The following is a 26,673-nucleotide window of genomic DNA, read 5'->3' as shown; positions in this document are numbered from 1 at the left end:
AGGCGGTGCGATGTTTCTCTTCATTCCCCGAGCCACACTTCCCGGCGCTGATCGTGGCAACGCTGATCGTCACAACGCTGTGTGGGGGTGGTCGTGATGGATACCGACAAGAGGATCGACCCGCTCACCGGATCGCGAAGCCTGCCGGCAGGAGCGTTCCCCCTGTCAGCGGTGCAGCGCAGCATGTGGTTTGCGCAGCAACTTCACCCGACGGTCCCGTACTTCATCGCGCAGTACATCGAGTTCCACGGCGATTTGGACATGCAACTGCTCAGTCGCGCCGCGGTGGAGGCTGCCCACGAGTTCGAATCACCGTTTCTACGGTTGATGTACCCGGATGGGGAGCCCTGCCAGATCGTGGACTTCACGATCGACCCGGGCATCGACTACTTCGACTTCCGCGAGCGTGAGAACCCTCGGCAGGCTGCCTCGGAGTGGATGGACAACGATTACGCGACGACGCTCGATCTGACTCGCGATCGTCTCGTCGAGATGACAATTCTTCAAACTGGTGATCGGGATTACCTGTGGTACACCAGGATTCATCACGTCGCTCTCGACGGATACAGCGGTATGACGATCGTCAATCGGATTGCGGCGATCTACACCGCAGCCGTCGAAGGTCGAGAGCCTGCGGTGAACAAGGCGCTCGACGTCACGACGCTGTCCGAGCTCGACCAGAAGTACCGCGAATCGAGTCGATTCGAAGCCGACCGCGAGTACTGGGCCCAGCGTGTGTCGGGCGTCGAACACGGTTCGACGTTGGCCACCCGTGAGGGACCCCCGACTGCACGCAGTGAACTTGTCAGTGCCGCGATGTCGACGAACAGCCTTGCTGCCTTGGACGAGTGGAATTCACGTTCCGGTGCAACTCCGGCCGCAGTGTTGATTTCGGCACTGGCGTGCTACCTGTCCCGCAGTACCGGCTACGACGACGTGCTGATCAACCTGCCGGTTTCCGCGAGGACGACGGCACCGCTGCAGCGGTCCGGCGGAATGCTGGTCAACGTCGCGCCGCTACACATCCACGTAAACCCGGACGAAAGTGTCGACGATCTGGTCGGGCGCGTGCAACTCGAACTTCTCGGTGCGCTTCGTCATCAGCGATGCAGCCTCGAGGACATCCGGCGTGATGCCGGTCTGACCGTCGGCGACGCGCGTCTGTCCGGCCCGATGATGAATGTGATGCTCTTCCGGCAGGAGATAACCCTCGGGCCACTGACCGGTGAGTATCACATCGTCACGTCGGGTCCGGTCGAGGATCTGCTGGTCAACGTGTACCAGAGCGGCGATCCGGCGCAGACGTTGATCGACTTTCGCGGAAACCCCAATCGCTACGGACACGACGAACTGGCCGAGCACCACCGGGCGTTCACCGAGTTGGTCGCAGAACTGACAGCAGCACCGGCCGGTACGCCGATGAACCGGATTCATCCGGCAAGTGCCGAGGTAGGGGCGCGCAGTGCACAGCGCAGGGAACTCGAGCGGTTCTGGGCGAGATACCTGGGGGACTCCGACGAGGGCCCCACACTGGACCTCGAGACACTGGGCCTCGAGCGAATCGACGCCGAATCGGAGCCCACCGGTACGAATCGGCTGAGCGTCCCACTCGATCCCGCGGTCGCCGAACTTGCGCGCACGGAAGGCGTCTCCCTCTTTGCCGTTGTCCATGCCGCATTTGCTGCGTTGCTGTCGAGATCGACCGAGCGCCGGGACGTGCTGATCGGAACGAGGACCGAGTGGGGAACTCTGCCCCTGCGCTGCGAGGTCGATCCGGCGGCGCCGTTCGACGAGTTCGTGAGTTCTCTTGCTCGAGAACGCGATACGTTGTCGATTCGATCGGCGGCAGGTGTCCCCGCACTGCCCGAGTTGCACGTCCACCTCAACGACGGCTCGCAGGAGACCACGATTGCCGGCCTCGACGTGGCGATCGACGTCCACGCAGATACCGGCGCCCTCGAGGTTGCGTACTCCACGCAGCACTACGCCGAATCCACGGTCCGAGCCTTCCTCTCGCGACTGGTGCGGATCCTTGCAGGCGCAGCAGCAGCCCCGCGAACGCCGGTCGGAGACCTCGATCTCCTCGACGACTTCGAGCGTGAGTCCCTGGTACCGGCGCGGGGAGCGACCGCGTCCTCCCCGTTGACCCTCCCCGATATTCTCCGCCGGGCCTCGGCTGTGAACCCCGATGCCCCAGCGCTCGTTTTCGGTGATCGTGAGGTGAGCTACCGGGATCTCGACGCCGAGTCGAACACACTCGCCCGTGAACTGATCAACAGGGGAGTCGGCCCCGGCACCTATGTCGCCCTTGCGCTGTCGAGGTCTCTCGAATCGGTGACCGCGACGTGGGCGGTGGCCAAGACCGGCGGTGCCTTCCTCCCGATCGATCCGCACTACCCCGAGGATCGTATTCGGTACATGCTCACCGATTCGGGAGCTGTAGTCGGAATCAGTGTGGGGGAGCACCACGGCGGGCTCGCCGATTCGGTGGATTGGCTGCTCCTCGACGAACTGGACACCTCGCACCATTCCGATGCACCGGTCGACGACGCCGAGCGGCGTACGCGCCTGAGCTACGACGATCCGGCATACCTCATCTACACGTCCGGCTCCACTGGTGTCCCCAAAGGCGTCGTGGTCAGTCACCGCGGGCTGAGCAGCTTCGCCGACGAAGAACGAGTCAGGTTCGGAGTCGAACCTGGAGACCGCACCCTGCATTTCTCTTCGCCGAGCTTCGACGCTTCGGTCCTCGAACTCCTCCTTGCCTTCGGGGGCGCGGCAACGATGGTGATCGCGCCGCCCACCGTGTACGGCGGCGACGAACTGGCACAGGTGATGCGTATCGGACGGGTCACCCACGCCTTCGTCACCCCGGCCGCGCTGGCAACAGTCGATCCCGCCGGCCTACCGGATCTACGAGTGGTCGTGACCGGCGGCGACGCATGCTCACCCGCGCTGGTGGATCAGTGGTCACACGGACGCTCGATGTTCAACGCGTACGGACCGACCGAAACCACCGTCGTCGCCACTCTGACCGGACCGCTGAGCAGCGATGTTCCCGTCACCATCGGGAAGCCGATGCGCGGAGCCGCAACCGTCCTCCTGGACTCGCGGCTTCAACCGGTGCCGATCGGTGTCGCCGGCGAGCTCTATGTGAGCGGTGTCGGTTTGGCGCGCGGGTACCACGCGCGTGCCACGATTACGGCCGAACGATTTGTTGCCGACCCCAACGGTGTTGCGGGAGAGCGCATGTACCGCACGGGTGACCTCGCGCGGTGGAACGGCGAGGGTGAGCTGGAGTACCTCGGCCGGAGCGACTTCCAGATCAAGATCCGCGGTTTCCGCGTCGAGCTCGGCGAGATCGACGACGTGCTGCGCCGCCACCCGAGCGTCGCACAGGCAGTCACCGCCGGAGTTGCGGGCCCGAGTGGGGAAACACTGTTGGCGGCGTACGTCACGGCGGCTGCGGGCACACACATCGACAACTCCGAGCTGGTCGCCCACGCGAGATCTTCGTTGGCAGCCCACATGGTTCCGGCGCGGATCGTCGTCCTCGACTCCATTCCGTTGACTCCGGCAGGAAAGATCGACAGGAAAGCGTTACCGGACATCGATTCTGTGGGCGGGTCGGCTGAATACCGTGCCCCTGAGACCTCGACCGAGAAGCGAATTTCGGCGGTGTTCTGCGATCTGCTCGGTATCACCCGGGCGGGAGCAGACGACAGTTTCTTCGACCTCGGCGGTGACTCGTTGATCGCGACCCGCGTCGTGTCGCGAGTCAACGGAGCTCTCGGAACGACGCTGAGCGTTCTCGACCTCTTCGAGGCGCCGACCGTCTCCGCTCTGGCAGCACGTGCCGACCTCGCGGACTCGCGGAACACACGTGCCCCGGCACTGACGCGTATCGATCGCCCTGACCGGATACCGGTATCTCTGGCGCAGCAACGAATGTGGCTGACCAATCAACTCGATCCGAGTTCGCCGGCGTACAACATTCCGATCGCGGTTTCGATGACCGGCGATCTCGACGTCGATGCACTGTTCACCGCGCTGCGGGACGTGATCGTTCGACACGAGATCTTGCGGACCGTTTTCCCCGAGAGTGCGCGTGGCCCCGTCCAGCACGTTCTCGGTGTGGACGAGATGTTCGATCATCTCGAGGTGGAAACGGTGCCTGCCGCAGCGACCTCGGCGCGGGCGAGTGAGCTCGCGCGAGAGGGATTCGACGTCAGCGAATCGGTGCCGATCCGCGCGACTCTGCTCGAGGTGAACGAACGCGAGCACACCTTGGTCCTCGTCGTGCACCACATTGCAGCAGACGGCCTGTCGATGGCGCCGCTGGCTCGTGACGTGATGGTGGCGTACGCCTCGCGGGCGAGCGGACGCGTGCCGGCGTGGCTGCCACTCGAAGTGCAGTACGGCGATTTCAGCGAGTGGCAACGCGGAGCGCTCGGTGAAGCGTCCGACCCGGATTCGATTCTTGCCGAGCAGTTGCGGTTCTGGTCGCACACGCTCACCGAACGCGGTGAGCTCGCGGAACTGCCGATGGATCACCCGCGGCCTGCGGGTGTCTCGCTGCGCGGTGACGATCTCGATTTCCGGATCGACTCCGCGACGTACCGCCGGGTCGGCGAGATCGCGGCGCGCAGCGACGTCAGCGTGTTCATGGTGATCCACGCCGCGCTGGCCGTCCTGCTCAGCCGAGAATCCGGAGCGAACGACATCACGATCGGCACTCCGGTGGCCGGGCGGAGCGAGCGCGCTCTCGACGACGTCGTCGGAATGTTCGTCAACACGGTGGTGCTGAGGACGGTTCTCGAGGGGGGACTCACCTTCGGTGAAGTTCTCACCCGCGTCCGCGACGTCGACGTGGCGGCCTTGCAGCACACCGAAGTGCCGTACGACGTACTCGTCGAATGCCTCGCAGACAACCAGGCGCCGCTGTTCCAGGTGATGCTGGTGATGCAGGGCGCCGCTCCCACCGAGGTCACTTTGCCCGAACTCGAGGTCACGGTCGACGAACTGTCGACGGGCGCGGCAAAGTTCGACCTTCAGGTCATTCTCACCGACCGCGGCGACCATCTCGACGGCCAGTTGAACTACGCCAGCCAGCTTTTCGACTCGGACACCATGTCCGGCCTCGCTGATCGCTTCACGATGCTCCTCGACGCGGTAGCTGCCTACCCGGAATCCGTCGTCGGCGACGTCGATCTCACAGCTCCGGGCGAGGCGGAACTGGTCCTCGAGCGTTGGAATGCCACCGAACACGCCGTACCGATCACCACCCTCTCGGACCTGGTGGCGGAGCAGGCAGCCCGGACACCCGAGGGGGCCGCGCTGGTCTACGGCGAGCGGACACTGACCTATGCGGAGTTCGACGCGAGGGTCGGTGAACTTGCCAGAACCCTCATCGCCCGCGGGGTCGGCCCGGACATGCGCGTCGCGGTGTCGATTCGACGGTCACCGGAACTACTCGTCGCGGTCCACGCCGTGATCCGTGCCGGTGCGGCATACGTCCCGGTGGATCCCGATCATCCCGCCGAGCGCATCGCGTACGTCTTCGACATCGCGGAACCGATCTGCGTGCTGAGCCGGCCCCAGGACCACGGCGCTTTTCCCGCGCGAGTCCCGATCGTGGACGTCGATCTCGATCGTCAGGTGTCCAAGACGGCGCCGATCACCGACGCTGATCGGCTCGGACCCCTGCGCCCGGACAATGCTGCTTACGTGATCTTCACGTCCGGATCGACGGGTCGACCGAAAGGTGTTGCAGTATCACACCGTTCGATCGTCAATCGCCTGCTGTGGATGCAGGACACGTACCCCCTTCACGCGTCGGACGTGGTGCTGCACAAGACCCCGGTGACCTTCGACGTCTCGGTGTGGGAACTGTTCTGGCCCCTGCAGACCGGCGCGCAGTTGGTGATCGCGGAACCGGACGGGCACCGTGATCCCGGGTACCTGTCGGCGTTGATTGCCGACAGAGGCGTCACGACGGCGCACTTCGTTCCGTCGATGCTCGCGGAATTCGTCGCTGCCGCGACTGCCGGGCAGTGTGCGAGCCTGCGTCAGGTGTTCTGCAGCGGTGAAGCCCTCGCGCCTACCACTGCGGAGGCGTTCACCCGTCTGAGTTCTGCGGGACTGTTCAACCTGTACGGACCCACAGAGGCTGCCGTCGACGTCAGCGCCGCCGAATTCACCCCCGACATGACCGTCACCGTTCCCATCGGTGCGCCCGTGTGGAACACCCAGCTCTATGTCCTCGACGGGCGGCTGCATCCGGTTCCGGTCGGCGTTCACGGCGAGCTGTATCTGGCGGGAGTGCAACTGGCGCGTGGATACCTCGGGCGCAGCGATCTCACCGCCGACAGGTTCGTGGCCGACCCGTACGGCCCGTCTGGCACCCGGATGTACCGAACCGGTGATGTCGTCCGGTGGCGCGCCGACGGGCTGCTCGACTATGTCGGTCGACGCGATTTCCAGGTCAAGATCCGCGGGCAGCGCATCGAACTCGCCGAGGTCGAAGCAGCGTTGCTCAGGCTGCCCGGTGTCACGCAAGCTGCTGCTCTCGTCCATCACGACGACGTGGTCGGTGACAGTTTGGTCGGCTACGTCATCGCCGAGACCGGCACTTCGATCGACACGGACGGTCTACGCACCGAGTTGAGAGGTCTCCTTCCGGCCTACATGGTTCCCGCGGTGGTCATCGCCCTCGACGTGTTCCCTCTCGGTTCGACCGGCAAGCTTGATCGGAAGGCTCTGCCCGCGCCCAGCTTCGACAGTTCGCAGACGTATCTGGCGCCGCGAACACCGCTCGAAGCGCAGTTGGCGGCGATCTTCGAGGAACTTCTCGAATCCGGGGCAGTCGGTGTTCACGACAACTTCTTCGAGATCGGCGGAAACAGCCTCGTCGCTGCACGCGCTGTGGCGCGCGTGAACGATTCGCTGTCGTTGAACTTGTCGATCAGAGAGTTGTTCGACGCGCCGACCGTTGCGCAGTTGGCGGTCGAGTGCGCCACGGCTCGAGGGGGAGCGGCAGTCCTTCCGCTCGAGGCATTGCCGCGGCCACAGACGATCCCGCTGTCGCTGGCACAAAAGCGCATGTGGTTCGTCAATCAATTCGACGTCACGTCCGCGGCGTACAACGTCGCCATAGCGATCAGGCTGAGAGGCCGGTTGGACGTTGCCGTGTTGGAGGGCGCGATCACCGACGTGCTTACTCGCCACGAATCGCTGCGCACGCTGTTTCCCATGATCGAGGGAGTGCCGGCGCAGGTGATCGTCGAACCCGGTGAAGCGTTGGGCGCGCTGCCGATTGTCGCCGCGAACGCCGAAGCGGTACTCGGGGAGATCGAACGTCTCACCTCGAGGGGCTTCGACGTCACGCAGGCTCCACCGATCAGGGCGGAACTGATCGAGGTCGACGAAGAAGATCACGTCCTGACCGTGGTCGTCCATCACATCTGCGCCGACGGATTCTCGATGGCACCGTTGGCGTTCGACGTGATGAGCGCGTACTCGGCAAGGCATCGAGGTGAGGCGCCCGACTGGTCTCCTCTTCCGGTCCAGTACGCGGACTTCGCCATCTGGCAGGAAAGGGCTCTCGGTCGGATCGACGAAGCGGACAGCACTCTTGCCGGTCAGCTCGAGTACTGGACACGTCAACTGGCGAGTGTTCCCGAACTTCTTGCGCTCCCCGCAGATCGACCGCGTCCGCGTGTGCAGGATCTCTCGGGCGGCGTCGTTCGATTCGACATCGATGCCGGCATCCACCGTCGTCTGAGCGAAACCGCGATCGAACACCGAAGCAGTATGTTCATGGCGGTACACGCCGCATACGCAGTGCTCGTGGCGAGATTGTCCGGCATGGAAGACATCACGATCGGCTCACCGATCGCCGGGCGCGGAAATGCCCTGCTGGATCCGATGGTCGGTATGTTCGTCGGCACGTTGGTCCTGCGCGCCGACGTCGACCCCGCCGCCTCGTTCACCGATCTGTTGGCCAGAGTTCGCAGCACCGACCTCGACGCCTTCGCTCACGCAGACGTCCCCTTCGAGCGCGTCGTCGATGCGCTGGCTCCGGAGCGGTCGACGTCGCATTCACCGTTGTTCCAGGTGATGCTGGAGTTCAAGAACACCACTCGGCCAGCAGTTCGTCTGACGGATTTGGACGTCGAGGTCCTCGAACTCGAATCCGCCGTCTCGAATTTCGATCTGCAACTCACGCTTGCCGAGACCTTCGACGACGACGGCCGGCCGGCGGGAATCGAGGCCGGGTTCACCTACGCCAGCGCCCTGTTCGACGAGTCGACCGTCGAAGGTTTCGCTCGACACCTGGTTCGGATTCTCGGTGCTGTCACCGAATCACCGCACACGCCGGTCGGCGACATCGATCTCGTGAGTGATCTCGACACGATTCGCGCCGTCGCACCGGAACTTCCCGAGCAGGTTCACTTCTCGACGTTGCTCGAGCGGAAGTACGTCGACGAACCGCAGAGGACTGCACTGATTTTCGGCGACCGCCATCTGACCTACTCCGATCTGGACCGCCGCGCCAACCGGCTTGCACGACTGTTGATCAGCCGCGGGGTCGGTCCGGAATCCGTTGTCGCCCTGGCATTACCACGCTCACTGGAATCCGTGGTCGCGATCTGGGCGGTTGCCCGGTCCGGCGCTGCATTCGTACCCGTCGACCCGGCGTATCCCGTCGACCGCGTGCACCACATGATCAACGACTCGGGAGCGGGCGTCGTTCTCACCACCGCCGAGCATGTGGGTGTCGTCCCCGACGAGGCAGACGCCGTTCTGCTCGATCAGGCAAAGACACTCGCAACCCTCGAACAGATCGGTGATCAGCGGATAGATGCCTCGGAGCTGCTGGCTGCGGTGTCCCTGGACAACCCGGCCTATGTCATCTACACCTCCGGTTCCACCGGCGTCCCCAAAGGCGTCATGGTCACTCACCGTGGGCTTTCGGCACTCGCCGAGCAGGAACGCAGTCGCTTCCGCGTCGAGTCGACCTCGCGCACGCTGCATTTCAGCTCACCGAGCTTCGACGCCTCGATTCTCGAACTCCTGATGGCTGTTGGTGCCGGGGCCACGATGGTCATCGCCCCACCGAGCATCATCGGCGGAACCGAACTGACGAGTCTGATCGCCGACCAGCACGTCACGCACGCCTTCATCACACCAGCCGCACTGGCCACGGTCGATCCGAGCGGACTGAACGAGCTGGTGTGCATCGGAACCGGCGGCGACGTCTGCCCACCGGACCTCGTCGCCGCCTGGGTCAGCGATCACCGGATCATGATCAATGCCTACGGACCAACCGAATCGACGGTCGTCGCCAGCATCACCGAGCCGATGTCCCCGACCGATCGAGTGACGATCGGTCGCCCGTCGACCGGCATCACCGCGTGGGTCCTCGACAATCGCCTGCACCGCGTCCCGGTCGGAGTGACGGGAGAGCTGTACGTCAGCGGCGACGGACTCGCCCGCGGTTACCGAAACCGCGCCGGCACGACCGCCGAACGATTCGTGCCCAATCCCGCGGGCAGTGCGGGCACACGGATGTACCGAACCGGCGACCTCGCCAGGTGGAACAAGAACGGCGAACTCGAGTACCAGGGTCGAGGCGATTTCCAGGTCAAGATTCGCGGATTCCGCATCGAACTCGGCGAGATCGAGGCAGTTCTGGCTCGCTATCCCGGCGTTGCACATTCCGTGGTGACCACGCTCGAACGTGACGGAGGCGCCGCACGGATCGTCGGATACGTCGTGCCTGCCAACGACGCTCAGACTGTGGATCCCGAGGCCGTCATCGCGTTCGCGGGCTCGGCTCTGGCCCCGTACATGGTTCCTGCGGTCGTGGTCGTTCTCGACGAACTGCCGATGACTGCCAACGGAAAGCTCGACCGCCGAGCCCTGCCGGTTCCCGACTTGCGAGCAACCCAGGCACGCTCGCGGGCCGCCGAATCCGATACCGAACGCACGCTGGCCGCCTTGTTCGTCGATGTCCTCGGTGTCGAATCGGTGGGCGTCGACGACTCGTTCTTCTCGATGGGCGGCGATTCGATCATGTCGATTCAGCTCGTCGCCCGTGCCCGCGATGCCGGGCTCGTCTTCACCCCGCGTGACGTCTTCGAGGTGAAATCGGTCGCCGGTCTTGCGGTTTTGCTGGCATCGACCAAGGACGACGAACCCGAGGTGCTCGAGGAACTTCCCGGAGACGGCGTGGGCCACGTGCCGTTGATGCCGGTGGCTCAGTGGTGGCTCGACCGGCTCGGCTCCGATCTCCGAGGTCTCGATTCGTTCTCCCAAGCGACTCTTCTCAACGCGCCGCACGGGCTTCACAGTGTGGAGCAGTTGACCGCGGCTCTTCAAGTTGTTCTCGATCGTCACGACATCCTTCGCGCACGCCTCGAGCTCGACGGCGAGCGCAGGCTTGTTGTCGGCGAGCCGGGATCTGTTGCAGCCGAGAATATTTGCCGGGTGATCGAGGTAGAGGCCGAGCCGGGCACCGCGGTGTTCGACGCGGCGATCGTCGACGCACTGGGCGGTGCGCGTCGAGAACTCGACCCCGGCCGGGGCGTGATGGTGCGGGTCGTCTGGTTGTCCGGCGTGCGCAACACCGGCCGGCTGCTCCTGGTGATCCACCACCTCGCCGTCGACGGTGTCTCCTGGCGCGTCCTCGTGCCGGAACTTGCGTCGGCTTTCCACCGCATCGATGCAGGCGAGGAACCGGAGCCGTCGTACTCGGGCACGTCGGTTCGTCGTTGGTCGCATGCGCTCCGCGACATCGCGCCCGATCGAAGAGTCGAATTGCCCCGGTGGCGTTCGATACTCGAAGGTGCCGACCCGCTGATCGGAACCCGGCCGCTGGACCCGCGGCTCGACACGTTCGATTCGGTCGGCCGAGTTGTCGCCGACGTACCCGTCGAACTGTCCGACACAGTCCTGACCACGCTTCCGGCGCTTTTCGGTGGATCAGTCAACGACGGTCTCGTTGCTGCTCTCGCACTGGCACTGACGCAGTGGAGGCAGGCACAGGGCATACGAACCGACAACGTGCTCATCTCGATGGAGGGCCACGGACGCGAAGCTCACGTGGTGCCCGGTGCGGACGTCCTGCACACGGTCGGCTGGTTCACCAGCGTCTTCCCGATGCGGATCGACCTGGCCGGCATCGACATCGCGGAAGTGATGAGCAGCGCCCCAGAGGCAGCGGTGGTGCTCAAGCGTGTCAAGGAAGAACTCTTGGGTGTTCCGGACAGCGGCATCGGCTACGGAGTTCTGCGTTACCTCGACGAGGTGGGTCGAGCGGAACTCGAAGACCTCCGCCAACCGCAGATCTCGTTCAACTATCTGGGCCGTTTCTCCGGCACCGAAGCAGGAGAGTCACTGGGGGACTGGGCACTGGCCCGGGACGTCGATCTGGAAGCGGCAGCGCGGTCCGAGATGCCAGTGGGTTCGGTCCTGGACGTCAACGTCGTCACCACCGAGATCTCGGGCGCACCGCACATCGGTGCCACTATCGCCTATCCCACCGGCGTGCTGGCAGAGCGCGATGCTCGCGCCATCGCCGACCTCTGGGTGCAGGCGTTGCGCGCGCTGGCCACCTATGCCGAACACAGCGAACGCGGGGGACTCACCCCGTCGGACATCGACCTGATCGACCTCGACCAGGATTCCATCGACCACCTCGAGCGCGAGTTCCCGACACTGACCGACGTCTGGTCCCTCTCACCACTGCAATCCGGACTGCTCTTCCACGCCCGCTACGCCGAACACACTGTGGACGCGTACACCGTCCAACTCGCACTCGAACTCGACGGCGTCGACGCGTCCCGGTTGCACCGCGCCGCACAGGCACTGCTCGACAGACACGAGAACCTACGCGCGGCGTTCACGACCGACACCGGTGGACGATCGGTGCAGGTGATCAGCGCCGACGTTGACGTGCCGTGGACCGAGATCGACATCTCTCCGTTGGCCCCCACCGAACAGGCGACCGAGATACGCGAGCTTCTCCATGCGGATCGGGTCCGCGGCTTCGACATGGCCACTCCGCCCCTGCTGCGGTTCCTGCTTCTGCGAACCGGTGACGACGCTTATCGGTTGATCCTGACCAACCACCACATCCTCCTCGACGGATGGTCGATGCCGCTGCTGGTCCGCGACCTACTGACGCTCTACGCGACAGACAGTGATCACAGTGCCATCCCACGCGTACACCCCTACCGGGACTATCTGAGCTGGATCAGCACTCGCGACGACAGCGTGTCGATCGAGGCCTGGGGCGAAGCACTCCGCGGACTCGACGACCCGACGCTGCTCACCGGAACTCACGCCGTCGACGAGGACGGCGCTACCTCACGCTCGACGACCACAGCGCTCGGAGAACGTGAGACGGAACTTCTGCGTGGATTCGTCCGCTCCCGTGGCCTGACGACAGCATCCTTGATCCAGGTGGCCTGGGGAATCGTGCTCGCCGAACTCCTCGGCCGCGACGACGTCGTCTTCGGTGGAACCGTCTCCGGCCGTCCACCCCAGGTGTCCGGCGTCGAGTCGATGGTGGGTTTGTTCATCAACACCGTCCCCGTCCGAGTTCGCCTCGATCCAAGAGAGTCCCTGGCGGCGCTGTGCGTTCGCGTCCAAGCGGAACAGGCGCGGTTGTCCGATCACCATCATGTCGGGCTTTCGCACATCACTTCGGCTGTGGGGTCCGCTGCATCGTTCGACACGCTGACTGTGTTCGAGTCGTATCCCGTCGACCGCGGTGGACTCTCCTCCGGCACCGACATAGCCGGAATGCACGTTCTCGACGTCCACGACGCCGAGGATGCCGCGCACTATCCACTCGCGATCGTTGCCTCTGCGGCAGACGGGCGACTGCGGCTCAAATTCGAGTATTTCCCGGGAGTCCTGGGCGATCACGACATCGACGCGATCGCCGACCGGCTGCTCCGCACCCTCGAGCTGATCACCGCGCAACCGGATCTCCCGCTGGCGAAACTGCGCCTGATGCCGGATTCGCAAGTGCAGCAATTGGTTCCCGCGCGCGGCCGGCAGGGCCGCTCGGTCAGGACACTCGATCGCATCTTTTCGGACACCGCGAGCAGATTCCCCGAACGGGTCGCACTGTCCTGTGGTGAGAGAAAGATGACCTATCGAGAGCTGGACGAGGCGTCGAACCAGTGGGCGCGCGTGCTCATCTCGGAAGGCGCCGGCCCGGACTCACGGGTGGCGATCTGTGTGGAACGGTCCTTCGAATCCGTCGCAGCGGTCTGGGCGATCACCAAGACCGGCGCCGCCTTCGTGCCGATCGATCCTCGCTACCCGAGTGACCGGATCTCGTTCATGCTCGAGGACTCGGCATCCTCGCTCGGATTGACCACGGCTGCCCACAGACCCGGCGACGGCGGTGTGACGAAGTGGCTCGAACTCGACGACCCGACGAGCATCGCTCGGCTCTCCGGAGTATCCGCGGCGCCGCTACGCGAGGACGAGCGCCGGGGAACCCCGCGGTTGGAGAACACTGCCTATCTCATCTACACCTCGGGCTCGACCGGCCGACCCAAGGGCGTCGTCGTCACGCACACCGGTCTCGAGAACTTCGCCGACGAACAGCGTCATCGCTACGGTCTCACCGAGAATTCACGCGCACTGCATTTCGCCTCTCCGAGCTTCGACGCCTCCGTTCTCGAGTACCTGCTCGCCTTCGCCGTCGGCGGTGAACTGGCCGTAGCTCCCACCACCGTCTACGGAGGAACCGAACTGGCCGACGTTCTCCGCGAGGGACATGTCACCCACGCGTTCATCACGCCTGCAGCGCTGACGTCGGTGGATCCCGAGGGAATCGACGAACTGACCACCATCACGGTGGGCGGCGAGGCGCCCTCGGCGGACCTGGTGCGCACCTGGGCGCCGGGAAGATCGTTCGTCAACGTCTACGGACCCACCGAAACCACCATCTCCTGCAACCTCAGCGACCCCATCCCGGCCGGCGAGAAGGTCTATCTCGGACCGCCGAACCGCGGATTCAGCGAGGTCGTCCTCGATCGCAGACTTCAACCGGTGTCCGTCGGAGTTCCCGGCGAACTGTATGTCGCCGGACTCGGACTCGCGCGCGGCTATCACGGGCGCTCACCACTGACGAGCGAACGATTTGTCGCCAACCCGTACGGCGAGCCGGGGGAGCGGATGTACCGCACGGGCGACGTGGTGCGCTGGCGCAGCGACCGCACCATCGAGTACCTCGGACGCAGCGACTTCCAGGTCAAGATCCGCGGCTTCCGCATCGAACTCGGCGAGGTCGACACGGCGTTGGGTCAGCTGCCCGGCGTGGAGTACGCGGTCACGTTGGCGGTGCGCGGACCCTCCGACGAGCAGGCCTTGGCGGCATATGTCGTCTGCGACGACGAACGCCGGGTGAGCGCCGAGGACATCCGGGCGGCGGCACGGGAGCTACTGCCGGCACACATGGTGCCCGCAAGCGTCGTCGTGCTCGACGAACTACCGCTGACCGGCGTCGGCAAGGTCGATCGGGCTGCTCTTCCGGCGCCTCGTTTCGACACCGATTCCGAAACACTCACTGCACCGGCCACCGAGTTGGAACGGCTGGTGGTGGGCGTTTTCGAGGACGTGCTCGGAGTGTCTCCGATCGGTATCGACACTCACTTCTTCGACGTCGGCGGAAACTCACTGACCGCGACCCGCGTCATCGCCCGCGTCAACGCACTTCTCGGCACCGACATCGGCGTTCGAGGATTGTTCGAGTCTCCGACAGTTCGGCAGCTGTCTCGTCTGGCGGAGAGCGTCGGCCGCGGCGAGAACCCCAGACCACCGTTGACTCGGCGATCCCGCCCGGACCCACTGCCCGTGTCACTGGCACAGAAGCGGATGTGGTTCCTCAACCAGTTCGACGTGACGTCCCCCGCCTACAACGTTCCCCTGGCAGTGCGCCTCGACGGCGATCTGGACTTCGCCGCATTGCAGGCCGCGGTAGCGGACGTACTGGGGCGCCACGAGAGCTTGCGGACGAAGTTCCCCTCGATCGACGGACAGCCGGTTCAGCAGGTGATGTCCAGCGACGAGGTCATGCCGATCCTGGAGCCGGAAATCGTCACTGCTGCCAGAGTGTCCGATCGCATCCTCGAGCTGGCCTCGGCAGGCTTCGACGCCTCGGCCGAAGTTCCGATCCGCTGCGCGGTCCTGCGCGTCGACGGGGACGAGCGCAGGCACGTACTCGTGATCGTCGTCCACCACATCGTCGCCGACGGGTTCTCGATGAACCCCCTGGCAGCGGACGTGGCAGCGGCCTATGCGGCCCGCAGTGCCGGCAGTGCGCCGAACTGGTCGGAACTGGCCGTGCAGTACGGCGACTTCGCTGTGTGGCAGCACGAAGTGCTCGGCTCCGAGGAAGATCCGGACTCGGCTCTGACCCGTCAGCTCGATTACTGGAAGGACCGACTCGCGGGACTGGGCGAGCCGATCGCGTTGCCGACGTCGTTCCCACGTCCGGCAAAGCCGTCCATGGTCGGCTCGGTCCACCGGTTCGCGGTATCGCCGCAGACCCATCGGGCGCTGACCGACCTGGCACGTGAGCACGGCACCACCATGTTCATGCTCATGCACGCAGCACTGGCGGTACTTGCGGCGCGCCTGGCCGGTACCGAGGACATCGCCATCGGAACACCCGTCGCCGGCCGCGGCGAGGCCGAACTCGATCACCTGGTCGGTATGTTCGTCAACACTCTCGTGCTGCGAACACAGATCACGCCCGACGCGTCGTTCGAGGACGTCCTCGCCCAGGTTCGCGAAGGCGACCTCGGCGCGTTCCAGCACACCGATTTGCCCTTCGAAAGGTTGGTCGACGCACTCGACCCGGAACGCTCGACTTCGCACACTCCGTTGTTCCAGATCCTCATCGAGTTCCGCAACAATGCACTCCCACAACTCGAATTGCCGGGGCTGTCGGTCTCGGGAGTCGAGTTCGACCTACCCGTCGCCAAGTTCGATCTGCAACTCTCGGTCACCGAGCGTTACGACGCGGATGGCGGAACGGATGGAATCGACGCCGAATTCATCTACGCCACAGACCTGTTCGACGGTGACTTGATCGATTCGTTCTCACGCAGACTGCTCACCATCCTCGAGGCGGTCTCGCGAGAGCCGTCGACTCCTACCGGTGACATCGACGTCGTGGGCGCCGTCGAGCGTCGACAGATGCTGACCGAGTGGAACACTCACGCCGAACCGGCTCCAGCGGACAACATCGCGGACCGATTCTTCGAGGCTGTTGCAGCACATCCGTCGTCGACCGCGGTCAACGACAGCGACGGCGCCATGACGTACGCCGAACTGGACGGGCGCGCTAACCGCCTGGCGCGGCTCCTGATCGGCCGCGGTATCGGTCCGGAATCCGTGGTGGCTGTTGCGATGCCCAGAACCACCGATCTCGTGCTGGCCCTCGTCGCCGTCATCAAAACCGGAGCGGCATACCTGCCGGTCGACATCACCTACCCGGCCGAGCGCATGCGGTTCCTCTTCGACGACGCGCGGCCGGTATGCCTGGTCACGACCGGAGACTTCCGAAGTGACCTACCTTCGGAGATCATCGAATCCGGCATAGACGTCGTCGAACTCGGATCGCCGGAGATCGCGGTACGCCTCGATCACTCCGCGCCCCGTCGCATCACCGACGCGGACCGGACGACACCACTTCTGCCCGACGCGATCGCGTACATCATCTACACCTCCGGATCCACAGGGCGCCCCAAAGGTGTCCAGGTCAGCCACCGCAACGTGCTGACTCTGATGGACAACACCGCCCCGACGTTCGGGTTCGACGACACGGACGTGTGGACGATGTTCCACTCGTACGCATTCGACTTCTCCGTCTGGGAGTTGTGGGGGCCGCTGCTACACGGCGGCCGGCTGGTCGTCGTCGACTACTACACGACCAGATCACCGGACATGTTCCACGAACTGCTCCGCCGTGAGCGAGTGACGGTCCTGAACCAAACGCCCACCGCCTTCTACCAACTCGCCGAAGCCGACCGTGCGTACTCACCGAACGGCACCGGTCCCGACCTTGCACTGCGCTACGTCGTCTTCGGTGGCGAAGCGCTCGACCTCGGGCAGTTGCGCAAGTGGTACGACAGGCGGGCCGACACGGCTCCGACGTTGGTCAACATGTACGGGATCACCGAGACGACAGTGCACGTCAGTCGAATCGCACTCGACCGCAACGACAGCGAGCACGCGTCGGCGAGCATCATCGGGCGAGCAGTACCGGGATTGTCCGTCTACGTACTCGATCGGCGACTGAACTTGGTACCACCAGGTGTCGTCGGCGAAATGTACGTCGCCGGTGATCAGGTGACTCGGGGATACCTCGGGAAACCCGCATTGACTTCGGTGCGGTTCCTTCCCGATCCATTCGGTAGTTCGGGGGATCGAATGTATCGGAGCGGGGACCTGGCGAGGTGGAACGACGCGGGGCAGTTGGAGTACGTGGGCCGCAGTGATTTCCAGGTGAAGGTGCGTGGTTTCCGCATCGAACTCGGCGAGATCGAAGCCGCAATGCTCCGCTGCCCCGGCGTCGCTGCCTCGGTAGCACTTGTTCGAACGGAGGGAGCGTCACCGCGGATCGTCGGGTACGTGGTCGCCGAAACAGGCAGTACCGTCGATTCAGCGACGGTGACCGACTTCGTCGCCGCCGAACTCGCGGAGTACATGGTGCCCACCGCGATCGTCGTCCTCGAATCGCTTCCACTGACGGTCAACGGAAAGCTCGACCGACGCAGCCTCCCGGCTCCGGACTTCACCGTCACGGGAACAACCGAGGCGACGCGGGCGCCGGCCACCGCTACCGAAGCGGTCCTCGCGGACCTCTTCGCGGAGGTGCTGGGTCGGGGCAGTATCGGAGTGGACGATTCCTTCTTCGGTCTCGGCGGCGATTCGATCATGTCGATCCAACTCGTCTCACGGGCGAAGTCCGCAGGCCTCGTCTTCACTCCGCGGGACGTCTTCGAAGCGAAGACCGTGGCCGGCCTCACCAAAGTGCTCCTCATCAAATCATCGGAAACGGCACCGGTTCTCACGGAGCTACCCGGCGGGGGAGCCGGCCCGCTACCGCTCACGCCGATCATGGAGTGGCTCGTCGAACGCAGTCGCGGTGACCTGAGCACGATCCGCAGTTACAGCCAGAGCGCGCTGATCGCACTGCCCGCGGATGTCTCCGGCCCCGCGCTGGAACGAGCATTGCAAACGATCCTCGATCGTCACGACGTGCTGCGGGCGCGCCTGGACGCCGCGACTCACCAACTCGAGATCCGCGAGCCAGGGAGCATCACCGCCCCCGACATCCTGCGCCGAACCTCCATCGTGTCCACCAGCGGCGAAGAATTCGTCGCCGCTGCGGAAACCGCGATGCAGGACGCATCCAGCCGCCTCGATCCCGAACACGGGAAGATGATCAGCGCAGTCTGGTTGGATCCCGTCAGCTCGAACGGCAACCGGGCCGAAGCCGGACGGTTGCTCCTGGTCCTTCATCACCTCGCGGTCGACGGTGTGTCCTGGCGCATGCTCGTCCCGGGCCTGGTCACTGCTTATGCCTCGGCGTTCGACGGAGAAACACCCATACTTCCGCCGGGCGGAACGTCGATACGTCGCTGGGCGACAGCGCTCGCCGAGACCGCTGCGCTGCGACGCGACGAGATCGACCTGTGGTCGAGAATGCGGACCGACGAGCCATTGCTCGGGGCACGCGGGCTCGACCCAGCCGTCGATGTCGGAGCCACCGTCGACCGAGTCAGCGTCGACGTTCCGACCTCCGTGACCGAGAACGTCATCTCGACGGTGCCTCAGCATTTCGGAGGCTCGGTGAACGACGGGCTGCTCGCTGCTCTCGCGATTGCCGTTACCGCCTGGCGTCGATCGCGCGGACAGCGCAGCGGGGACGTGCTCGTCAACCTCGAAGGGCACGGCCGGGAGGAGAACGCCGTACCGGGCGCCGACCTCTCGCGCACGGTCGGTTGGTTCACCACCTTGTTCCCCGTCCGGATCGATCTCACCGGACTCGATGTCGTCGATGCACTGGCCGGGGGATCAACCGCCGCCTCCGCCGTGAAACTCGTCAAGGAAACGCTGCTCGGCCTGCCCGACAACGGAATCGGGTTCGGCATCCTGAAGTACCTCGATCGAAACGAGGAACTTCGTGAGCTGCCCACGCCGCAGATCTCGTTCAACTACCTCGGACGATTTGCCGGCTCGGATCCCGAGCACGGCGAAGTGCCGTGGCTGCCGATCTCGGAAGTGACCCTCGACGAAGCGCACAGCGGCGAATTGGCCGCCGCGTCGGTGCTCGACATCAACGCCGTCACGACCGATACCGCACACGGTCCGATTCTGCGCGCTACGTGGTCCTTCCCCCGCGGCATTCTCAGCGAGGCCGAAGTCACCGAACTGGCGGAGCTCTGGACCCGAGCACTGGGCGCACTGAGTGAATACGTGGAGGAACACTCCGAGCGCGAGCTCACGCCCACCGATCTCGATCTCGTCACCGCGGATCAACAGAGCATCGAACAGCTCGAGCGCAGATTCCCCGACCTGACCGACATCTGGTCACTGTCACCTCTGCAGTCGGGCATGCTCTTCCACGCCCAGTTCGACGAAACCGAAATCGACCCGTACATGGTGCAACTGACCCTCGAGCTCGGGGGTCGGGTGGAGGCGCCGCGCCTGCGCCGCGCCGCGCAGGCCTTGGTTGATCGTCATCCGAGCCTGCGCGCGGGATTTGTCTCCGCACCGGGAGGGCGGGCACTGCAGGTGATCCGTTCCGGTGCCGACATCGGCTGGGCCGAGATCGACCTGTCCGGGGCCGAAGACAGTGAAGTCGCGTTCGGTCAACTGCTCGAACGCGATCGCGCTCATCGTTTCGACATGGAAACAGCCCCGCTGATCCGCTTCATGCTCGTGCGAATCGGACCGGACACAGCACGCCTCGTCGTGACGAACCACCACATCCTGCTCGACGGCTGGTCCACCCCGCTGTTGCTTCGAGACCTGCTCACTCTCTACGCAACCGACGGTGACCCCGAGATTCTGCCCCGAGTTCAGTCGTATCGCGACTATCTCTCCTGGATCTCGAAGCAAGAACCCGAGACTTCGCTACGGGCGTGGCAAGAAGCGCTACGGGGCGTCGACACGTCCACCCACCTCTCGAGGGCAGACACCGCCGCCGAAACCGTGGCAAGTGAAATCCACTCGTACTCGCTGCCGACCGAACGAGCCGAGACTCTTCGGGCGTTCGCGCGAAGCCGCGGCCTGACCATGGCGACCCTGGTACAGGTGGCATGGGGAATCGTGCTCGCCGAACTTCTCGGACGCGACGACGTCGTCTTCGGCGGAACGGTCTCAGGACGCCCACCACAGGTGCCCGGCGTGGAATCGATAGTCGGCCTGTTCATCAACACGGTGCCTGTCCGAGTCCGCCTCGACGCCCGAGAAACCCTCGCCGAAATGGCCATTCGCGTCCAATCCGAGCAAGCGTCATTGCTCGACCACCACCACATCGGACTGTCGGACATCGCCGGAGCAGTCGGCGCCGCCGGCTCCTTCGACACCCTGACGGTATTCGAGTCGTATCCCGTCGACGAGACAGCCCTGACCGCCGAAACCGACATCGCGGGAATGCACGTTCTCGGCATCGACGGACGCGACTCGGCGCACTATCCGATTGCCGTGGTGGCGTCCGAAAGTGACACGCTGAATCTGAAGATGGAGTACTTGCCGACGCACTTCTCCGCCCGCGAAGTCGCCAAGATCACCGAGCGCGTGGGCATCGTCCTCGGGCAACTCGCCTCGGCACCGGATCAGCCGCTGGCCCGTCTGCAGGTTCTCACGGAGTTCGAGAGCCGTGATCTTGCGCCGGTCTTCGGCTCCCCGGGGCGCTCCGCGCGAACGCTCCCAGAGATTCTCGCCGACGTCTCTGCCACCTATCCCGACCGCATCGCGCTCTCGGCCGGCAGCCGTTCCATGACCTACGCCGAACTGGACCGGCGCTCGAACCAGTTGGCCAGAGCCATGATTCGCCGCGGCGCCGGGCCCGAGACGTCGGTTGCCATCGGCATCGAAAGGTCCGTCGAATCCGTACTCGCGGTGTGGGCGGTGGCCAAGACCGGCGCAGCGTTCGTCCCCGTCGACCCCACCTATCCGGCTGACCGAATCGAACACATGCTCAGCGACTCCGAGGTGCTGTTCGGGTTGACCGTCGTCGACGCCATCGACACACTTCCACCCATCGTGTCCTGGTTGGTGCTCGGAGAAGAGGCATTCGACGACGACGTCGCCACCAGTTGCACGCTGCCGATCACCCAGGACGAACGGCGTGCACCGGTGGTCATGGACAACGCCGCCTACGTGGTCTACACCTCGGGATCCACCGGCCGACCCAAGGGAGTTGTCGTCACCCACACCGGACTCGACAGCTTCGCACTCGACCAGCAGCGTCGATTCCACGCAGATCACCACTCTCGAACCCTGCACTTCGCCACCCCCAGCTTCGACGGAGCCGTCTTCGAGTACCTGCAGGCATTCGGTGTCGGAGCCACCATGGTGATCGTCCCGACCGACATCTACGGCGGCGCCGAACTGGCAAGTCTCATCCGCCGCGAACACGTCACTCACGCGTTCGTCACCACGGCAGCGCTCGCCACCGTCGACCCGGCCGGCCTGGACGAGTTCCGGCACGTCGTCGTCGGGGGAGAGACACTACCGCCGCATCTCGTCGGCCTCTGGGCTCCCGGACGAGAATTCGTCAACGCCTACGGCCCGACCGAGACAACCGTCATGGCAGACATCAGCGAACCCATGACAGTGGGCGCACCCATCACGATCGGTGGACCGATCCGCGGCGTGCACGAGATGATCCTCGATTCGCGCCTGCAACCCGTACCCGTCGGAGCTCCCGGTGAGCTGTACATCGCCGGCATCGGCCTGGCTCGCGGATACCACCGGCGTCCCGGCCTGACCAGCGAGCGATTTGTCGCCGACCCCTTCGGCAAGCCAGGCGACCGGATGTACCGCACGGGCGACATCGTCTCCTGGCGAAGCAATCACACCATCGAATACGTCGGGCGCAGCGACTTCCAGGTCAAGATTCGCGGATTCCGCATCGAGCTCGGCGAGGTCGACGCCCAGATCACCGCAATGGCGAGTGTCACGAATTGCGTGACACTCGGCGTCGACGGACCGGCCGGCGCCACAGTTCTCGCGTCCTACCTCACCGTCGAGGAAGGATCGACGCTGACCGGGGCAGAGATCACCGCGCACCTCGCCGGACGTGTTCCCTCGCACATGGTTCCGGCCAGCATCATGATCGTCGACGAGCTACCGCGCACCGCGGTCGGCAAGCTCGATCGAAAAGCGTTGCCGACGCCGGAGTTCACCGGAACCGGTGTGGAATTCCGGGCGCCCGGCACCAGCCTCGAACGTCGGATCGCCGATGCGTTCATCGACGTACTCGGCGTCGAACGGGTCGGCGTCGACGACAATTTCTTCGAGCTCGGCGGCAACTCGCTGATCGCCACTCGCGTGGTCTCGCGGCTCAACTCCGCACTGAACATCGACGTCGGGGTGCGCGTGCTGTTCGAGGCACCGACGACGGCTCAGCTCGCCGAACGGCTCTCCAGCGCTGTCACTGCCGTCGGCGCTGTGCCGCTCACTCCCATGGAGCGCAGTGGCAGCGTCCCGCTCTCGTTGGCGCAGAAGCGCATGTGGTTCCTGAACCAATTCGACACACGCTCAGCCGCGTACAACATCCCACTAGCTGTTCGCCTTACCGGTGACCTCGACGTCACGGCCATGCAACAGGCCATCGCCGACGTCGTCGAGCGGCACGAAACACTGCGGACGGTGTTCCCCGCCGTCGGCGGCGATCCGATTCAGCAAGTGCTCACCGTCGACGAGGCAGTACCGCCGGTCCGTGAAATGACGTTGGGGGAGGACGAGCTCGCGGAGCGCATGCAACGACTCGCCACGACCGGCTTCGACGTGTCGGTGGACCTGCCGCTGCGCGTGGCACTGTTCCGACTCGACACCGCTGAACCCGTTCACATTCTGTTTGTCGTGGTCCATCACATCTGCGCCGACGGATCGTCGATGGCGCCGCTCGCACGCGACGTGATGACGGCCTACCTGGCGCGTACGGCAGGGACCGAGCCCACGTGGGCGCCACTCGAGGTGCAGTACGCAGACTTCACGTTGTGGCAGCATCGCGTCCTCGGATCGGAAGACGACCCGGAATCCGTCATCAGTCGCCAATTGCACTACTGGAGTGAGCAACTCGCCGGACTCGACGACGTCATCGCACTGCCCGCCGACCACCCGCGACCCGTGCAACAGACCTTCCACGGTGACCGATTCACCTTCGACATCGACGCGAACACCCACCGCGCCCTCGCGGACCTCACCAGGGCAAACGGTGTCACGATGTTCATGGCGCTGCACGGCGCGCTCGCAGTGCTGATGTCCAAGTTGTCGGGCGCCGACGAAGTCACCATCGGCACACCGATCGCGGGCCGAGGTCAGGCAGCGCTCGACCATCTCGTCGGAATGTTCGTCAACACACTGGTCCTGCGAACCAGCGTCGATCCCGACATCACGTTTGCCGACCTGTTGGAGCACGTCCGGGAAATCGACCTGGCCGCATTCCAGAACTCGGACCTGCCATTCGAACGGCTCGTCGACGTCATCAACCCAACCAGATCCACGTCGTACTCACCGTTGTTCCAGGTCGCCCTCGAACTTCAGAACAACGAACCCGCACATTTCCACCTACCCGGCCTCGACATCGACGGACTGACCGTGGAAACCAAATTCGCGAAGGAGGACCTGGAGCTGATCGTCGACGAGAAGTTCGACGAGTTCGGCATCCCGGCTGGGATGTCCGCAGCCTTCGACTTCGCAACCGATCTCTTCGAACCCGCCACCATTCGTCGGTTTGCCGACCGACTGCGCCTGATCCTGGACGCTGTCGGACGCGAACCCGCAACACGTATCGCCGACATCGGCATCCTCGGCGCCGATGAAACAGCTGCCCTGGTGCCGGCATCCGGTGCCGCCGCGACTCGAGCGCGGGTGTGGCCGGAGATCCTCGCCGAAGCAGTCGCCTCGAACCCGGATGCCCCAGCCCTCTCGAGTCGCGAGAGGTCGATGACCTACCGCGAGCTCGACGAGGAATCGACGAAGCTGGCGCGCGCGCTGTGTCGGCGCGGCGTCGGTCCCGAAGATTTTGTGGCGCTGGGTCTGCCGCGGTCCACTGCGGAGATCGTCGCGATCTGGGCGGTCACGAAAACCGGTGCAGCGTTCTTGCCGGTCGACCCGAACTATCCCGACGATCGCATCAACCACATGCTCGACGATTCGCGGGCCGTACTCGGCATCACCGACGACGCTCACCGCAGTCAACTTCCCGACACGGTCGAGTGGATGGTCCTCGATGAAGCCGAGACCGTCGACGAGATCGACGCCCAGAGCGCAGCCGCGATCACCGATCGCGACCGCACGATCCCCTTGCATCACGGGCATCCCGCGTACCTGATCTACACCTCGGGTTCAACCGGGAAGCCGAAGGGCGTCATCGTCACCCACCTCGGGTTGTCAAACCTCAACGCCGAGGAACATCAGAGATTCAACGTCCAGCCCTATTCGCGGATCTCTCACCTGGCATCACCGAGCTTCGACGCCTCGGTCTTCGAACTCATGATGGCGTTCGGCAGCGGAGCGTGCCTGGTCGTCATCCCACCGACGGTCTTCGGCGGATCCGAGTTGGCCGAAATCTTTGCCGACGAACACGTCTCACACGCGTTCATCACTCCGACCGCGCTCAGCTCGATCGAAAGCTCCGCGCTACCCGAACTCCGCGTACTCGCAGTCGGTGGCGAGGCCTGCCCACCCGAACTCGTGGACATCTGGGGCCGCGACCGTCGCATGTTCAACGGATACGGACCCACCGAATCCACCATCCAGGCCAGCGTCAGTGAACCCATGCGGCCGGGCAAGGACATCAACATCGGACGACCGGCCATCGGCTTTGCCGGACTGGTCCTCGACGGGCACCTCAAGCCCGTGCCGGTGGGAGTCATCGGGGAGCTGTACGTGACCGGCCCCGGACTCGCCCGGGGATACCACAATCGTCCCGACCTCACCGCCGACCGATTTGTCGCCGATCCGTTCGGCGAACCAGGCCAGCGGATGTACCGCACGGGCGACCTGGTGCGCTGGCGCTCCGACAGCACCCTCGAATACCTGGGCCGCAGCGACTTCCAGATCAAAGTCCGCGGATTCCGCATCGAGCTCGGCGAAATCGACTCTGTTCTGATGGCACACCCATCCGTCTACTTCGCCGCCACACTCGGGCACGAAGCGCCGTCGGGGGAGACGATGATCGCCTCCTACATCCAGCCCGTGGAAGGACAGACCGTCGACGACTGGGAGCTTCGCCGCCATCTGTCTTCTCGCCTGCCCGCGCACATGGTTCCCGGCGCGATCGTCGTCGTCGACCGCATTCCGGTGACACCGGTCGGCAAGCTGGACCGCAAGGCACTGCCGACCCCGAGCTTCGAGCGACGCACGGTCCCGTACGCACCGCCGACAAACAACACCGAACGAACGGTCGTCGACATCTTCGAGACCGTGCTCGGGCACGAGCACATCGGCGTCGACGACGACTTCTTCGAACTGGGCGGAACGTCGATCGTGGCCACTCGCATCACCATCGAACTCGAGAAGCGTCTCGGGATGCGAGTGCCGTTGCAATCGCTTTTCCTGGACCCGACACCTGCCGGAGTCGCCCGGGCTGCCGACGGAATGGACGCACACTCGCCGGACGATTCGTCGGATCTTCTCGCCCCGATGATCACGCTGCGCGCCGGATCCGATCGTGCACCACTGTTCTTCGTCCATCCGGGTATCGGATTGTCCTGGGGTTACGCAGAATTCGTCAAGCATCTCGAGCTGGATCAACCCGTCTACGGTCTTCAGCTACCGTCCCTGAGCGGCGGGCCCAGCTTCGACTCGCTGACCGAACTCGCCGACGACTACGCGAATCGCATTGCAGCCGTGGCATCGACCGGCCCGATCCATCTGGCCGGCTGGTCGCTCGGCGGCGTGATCGCACACGCCGTGGCACACAGCCTCACTCGGAGCGGACGTGACGTGACTCTGTCGATACTCGACAGCTATCCGTCGTCGGATTCCGATCAGCCCGCAGAACTCTCGGTCTCCGAACTACTGGCCGGGCTCGCGATGCCGGCGGGATCCAAGACGGTCGAGACCTTCGAAGAAGCGGCGGAATTGCTGGAGCAGACCCTGGGTGCCGGAATCGGAATCGAAGCGGAGCATCTGGCGGGGATCAGTCGCGGTTACTCCCACTCCGTCGAATTGACGAATCGGCACCAACCGCCTGTCCACGTTGGAGCCATCGAGTTCTTCGTAGCCGGAAGATCTACGGAGAACGGACACGATGTCGCCGAATGGCGAAGGTTTGTGGAAGGGGACATCCGAGTCACCGTAGTCGATTGCGAACACAACCAGATGATCGAACCGGGTCCGGCGGCAACCATAGCTGTACGATTGCGAGAAGTTATCGCTCAGTGGGGTGTCTGA

1 protein-coding gene is annotated in these 26,673 nt (G+C 64.6%); it reads left to right on the top strand.

Annotated elements, in window-relative coordinates; all coding sequences use genetic code 11:
* Positions 1-96 precede the first annotated feature (96 nt).
* A complete protein-coding gene (locus RHP72_RS15050) occupies positions 97-26,673 on the top strand; it encodes a non-ribosomal peptide synthase/polyketide synthase (protein ID WP_311093550.1) in 26,577 nt (8,858 codons plus the stop codon).

This window comes from Rhodococcus sp. SG20037, from assembly GCF_031763325.1.
Classification (GTDB): Bacteria; Actinomycetota; Actinomycetes; order Mycobacteriales; family Mycobacteriaceae; genus Rhodococcus_F; species Rhodococcus_F qingshengii.
Note: the sequence above shows the minus strand (reverse complement) of the source record. Positions and strands in the feature narration are given on the sequence as shown.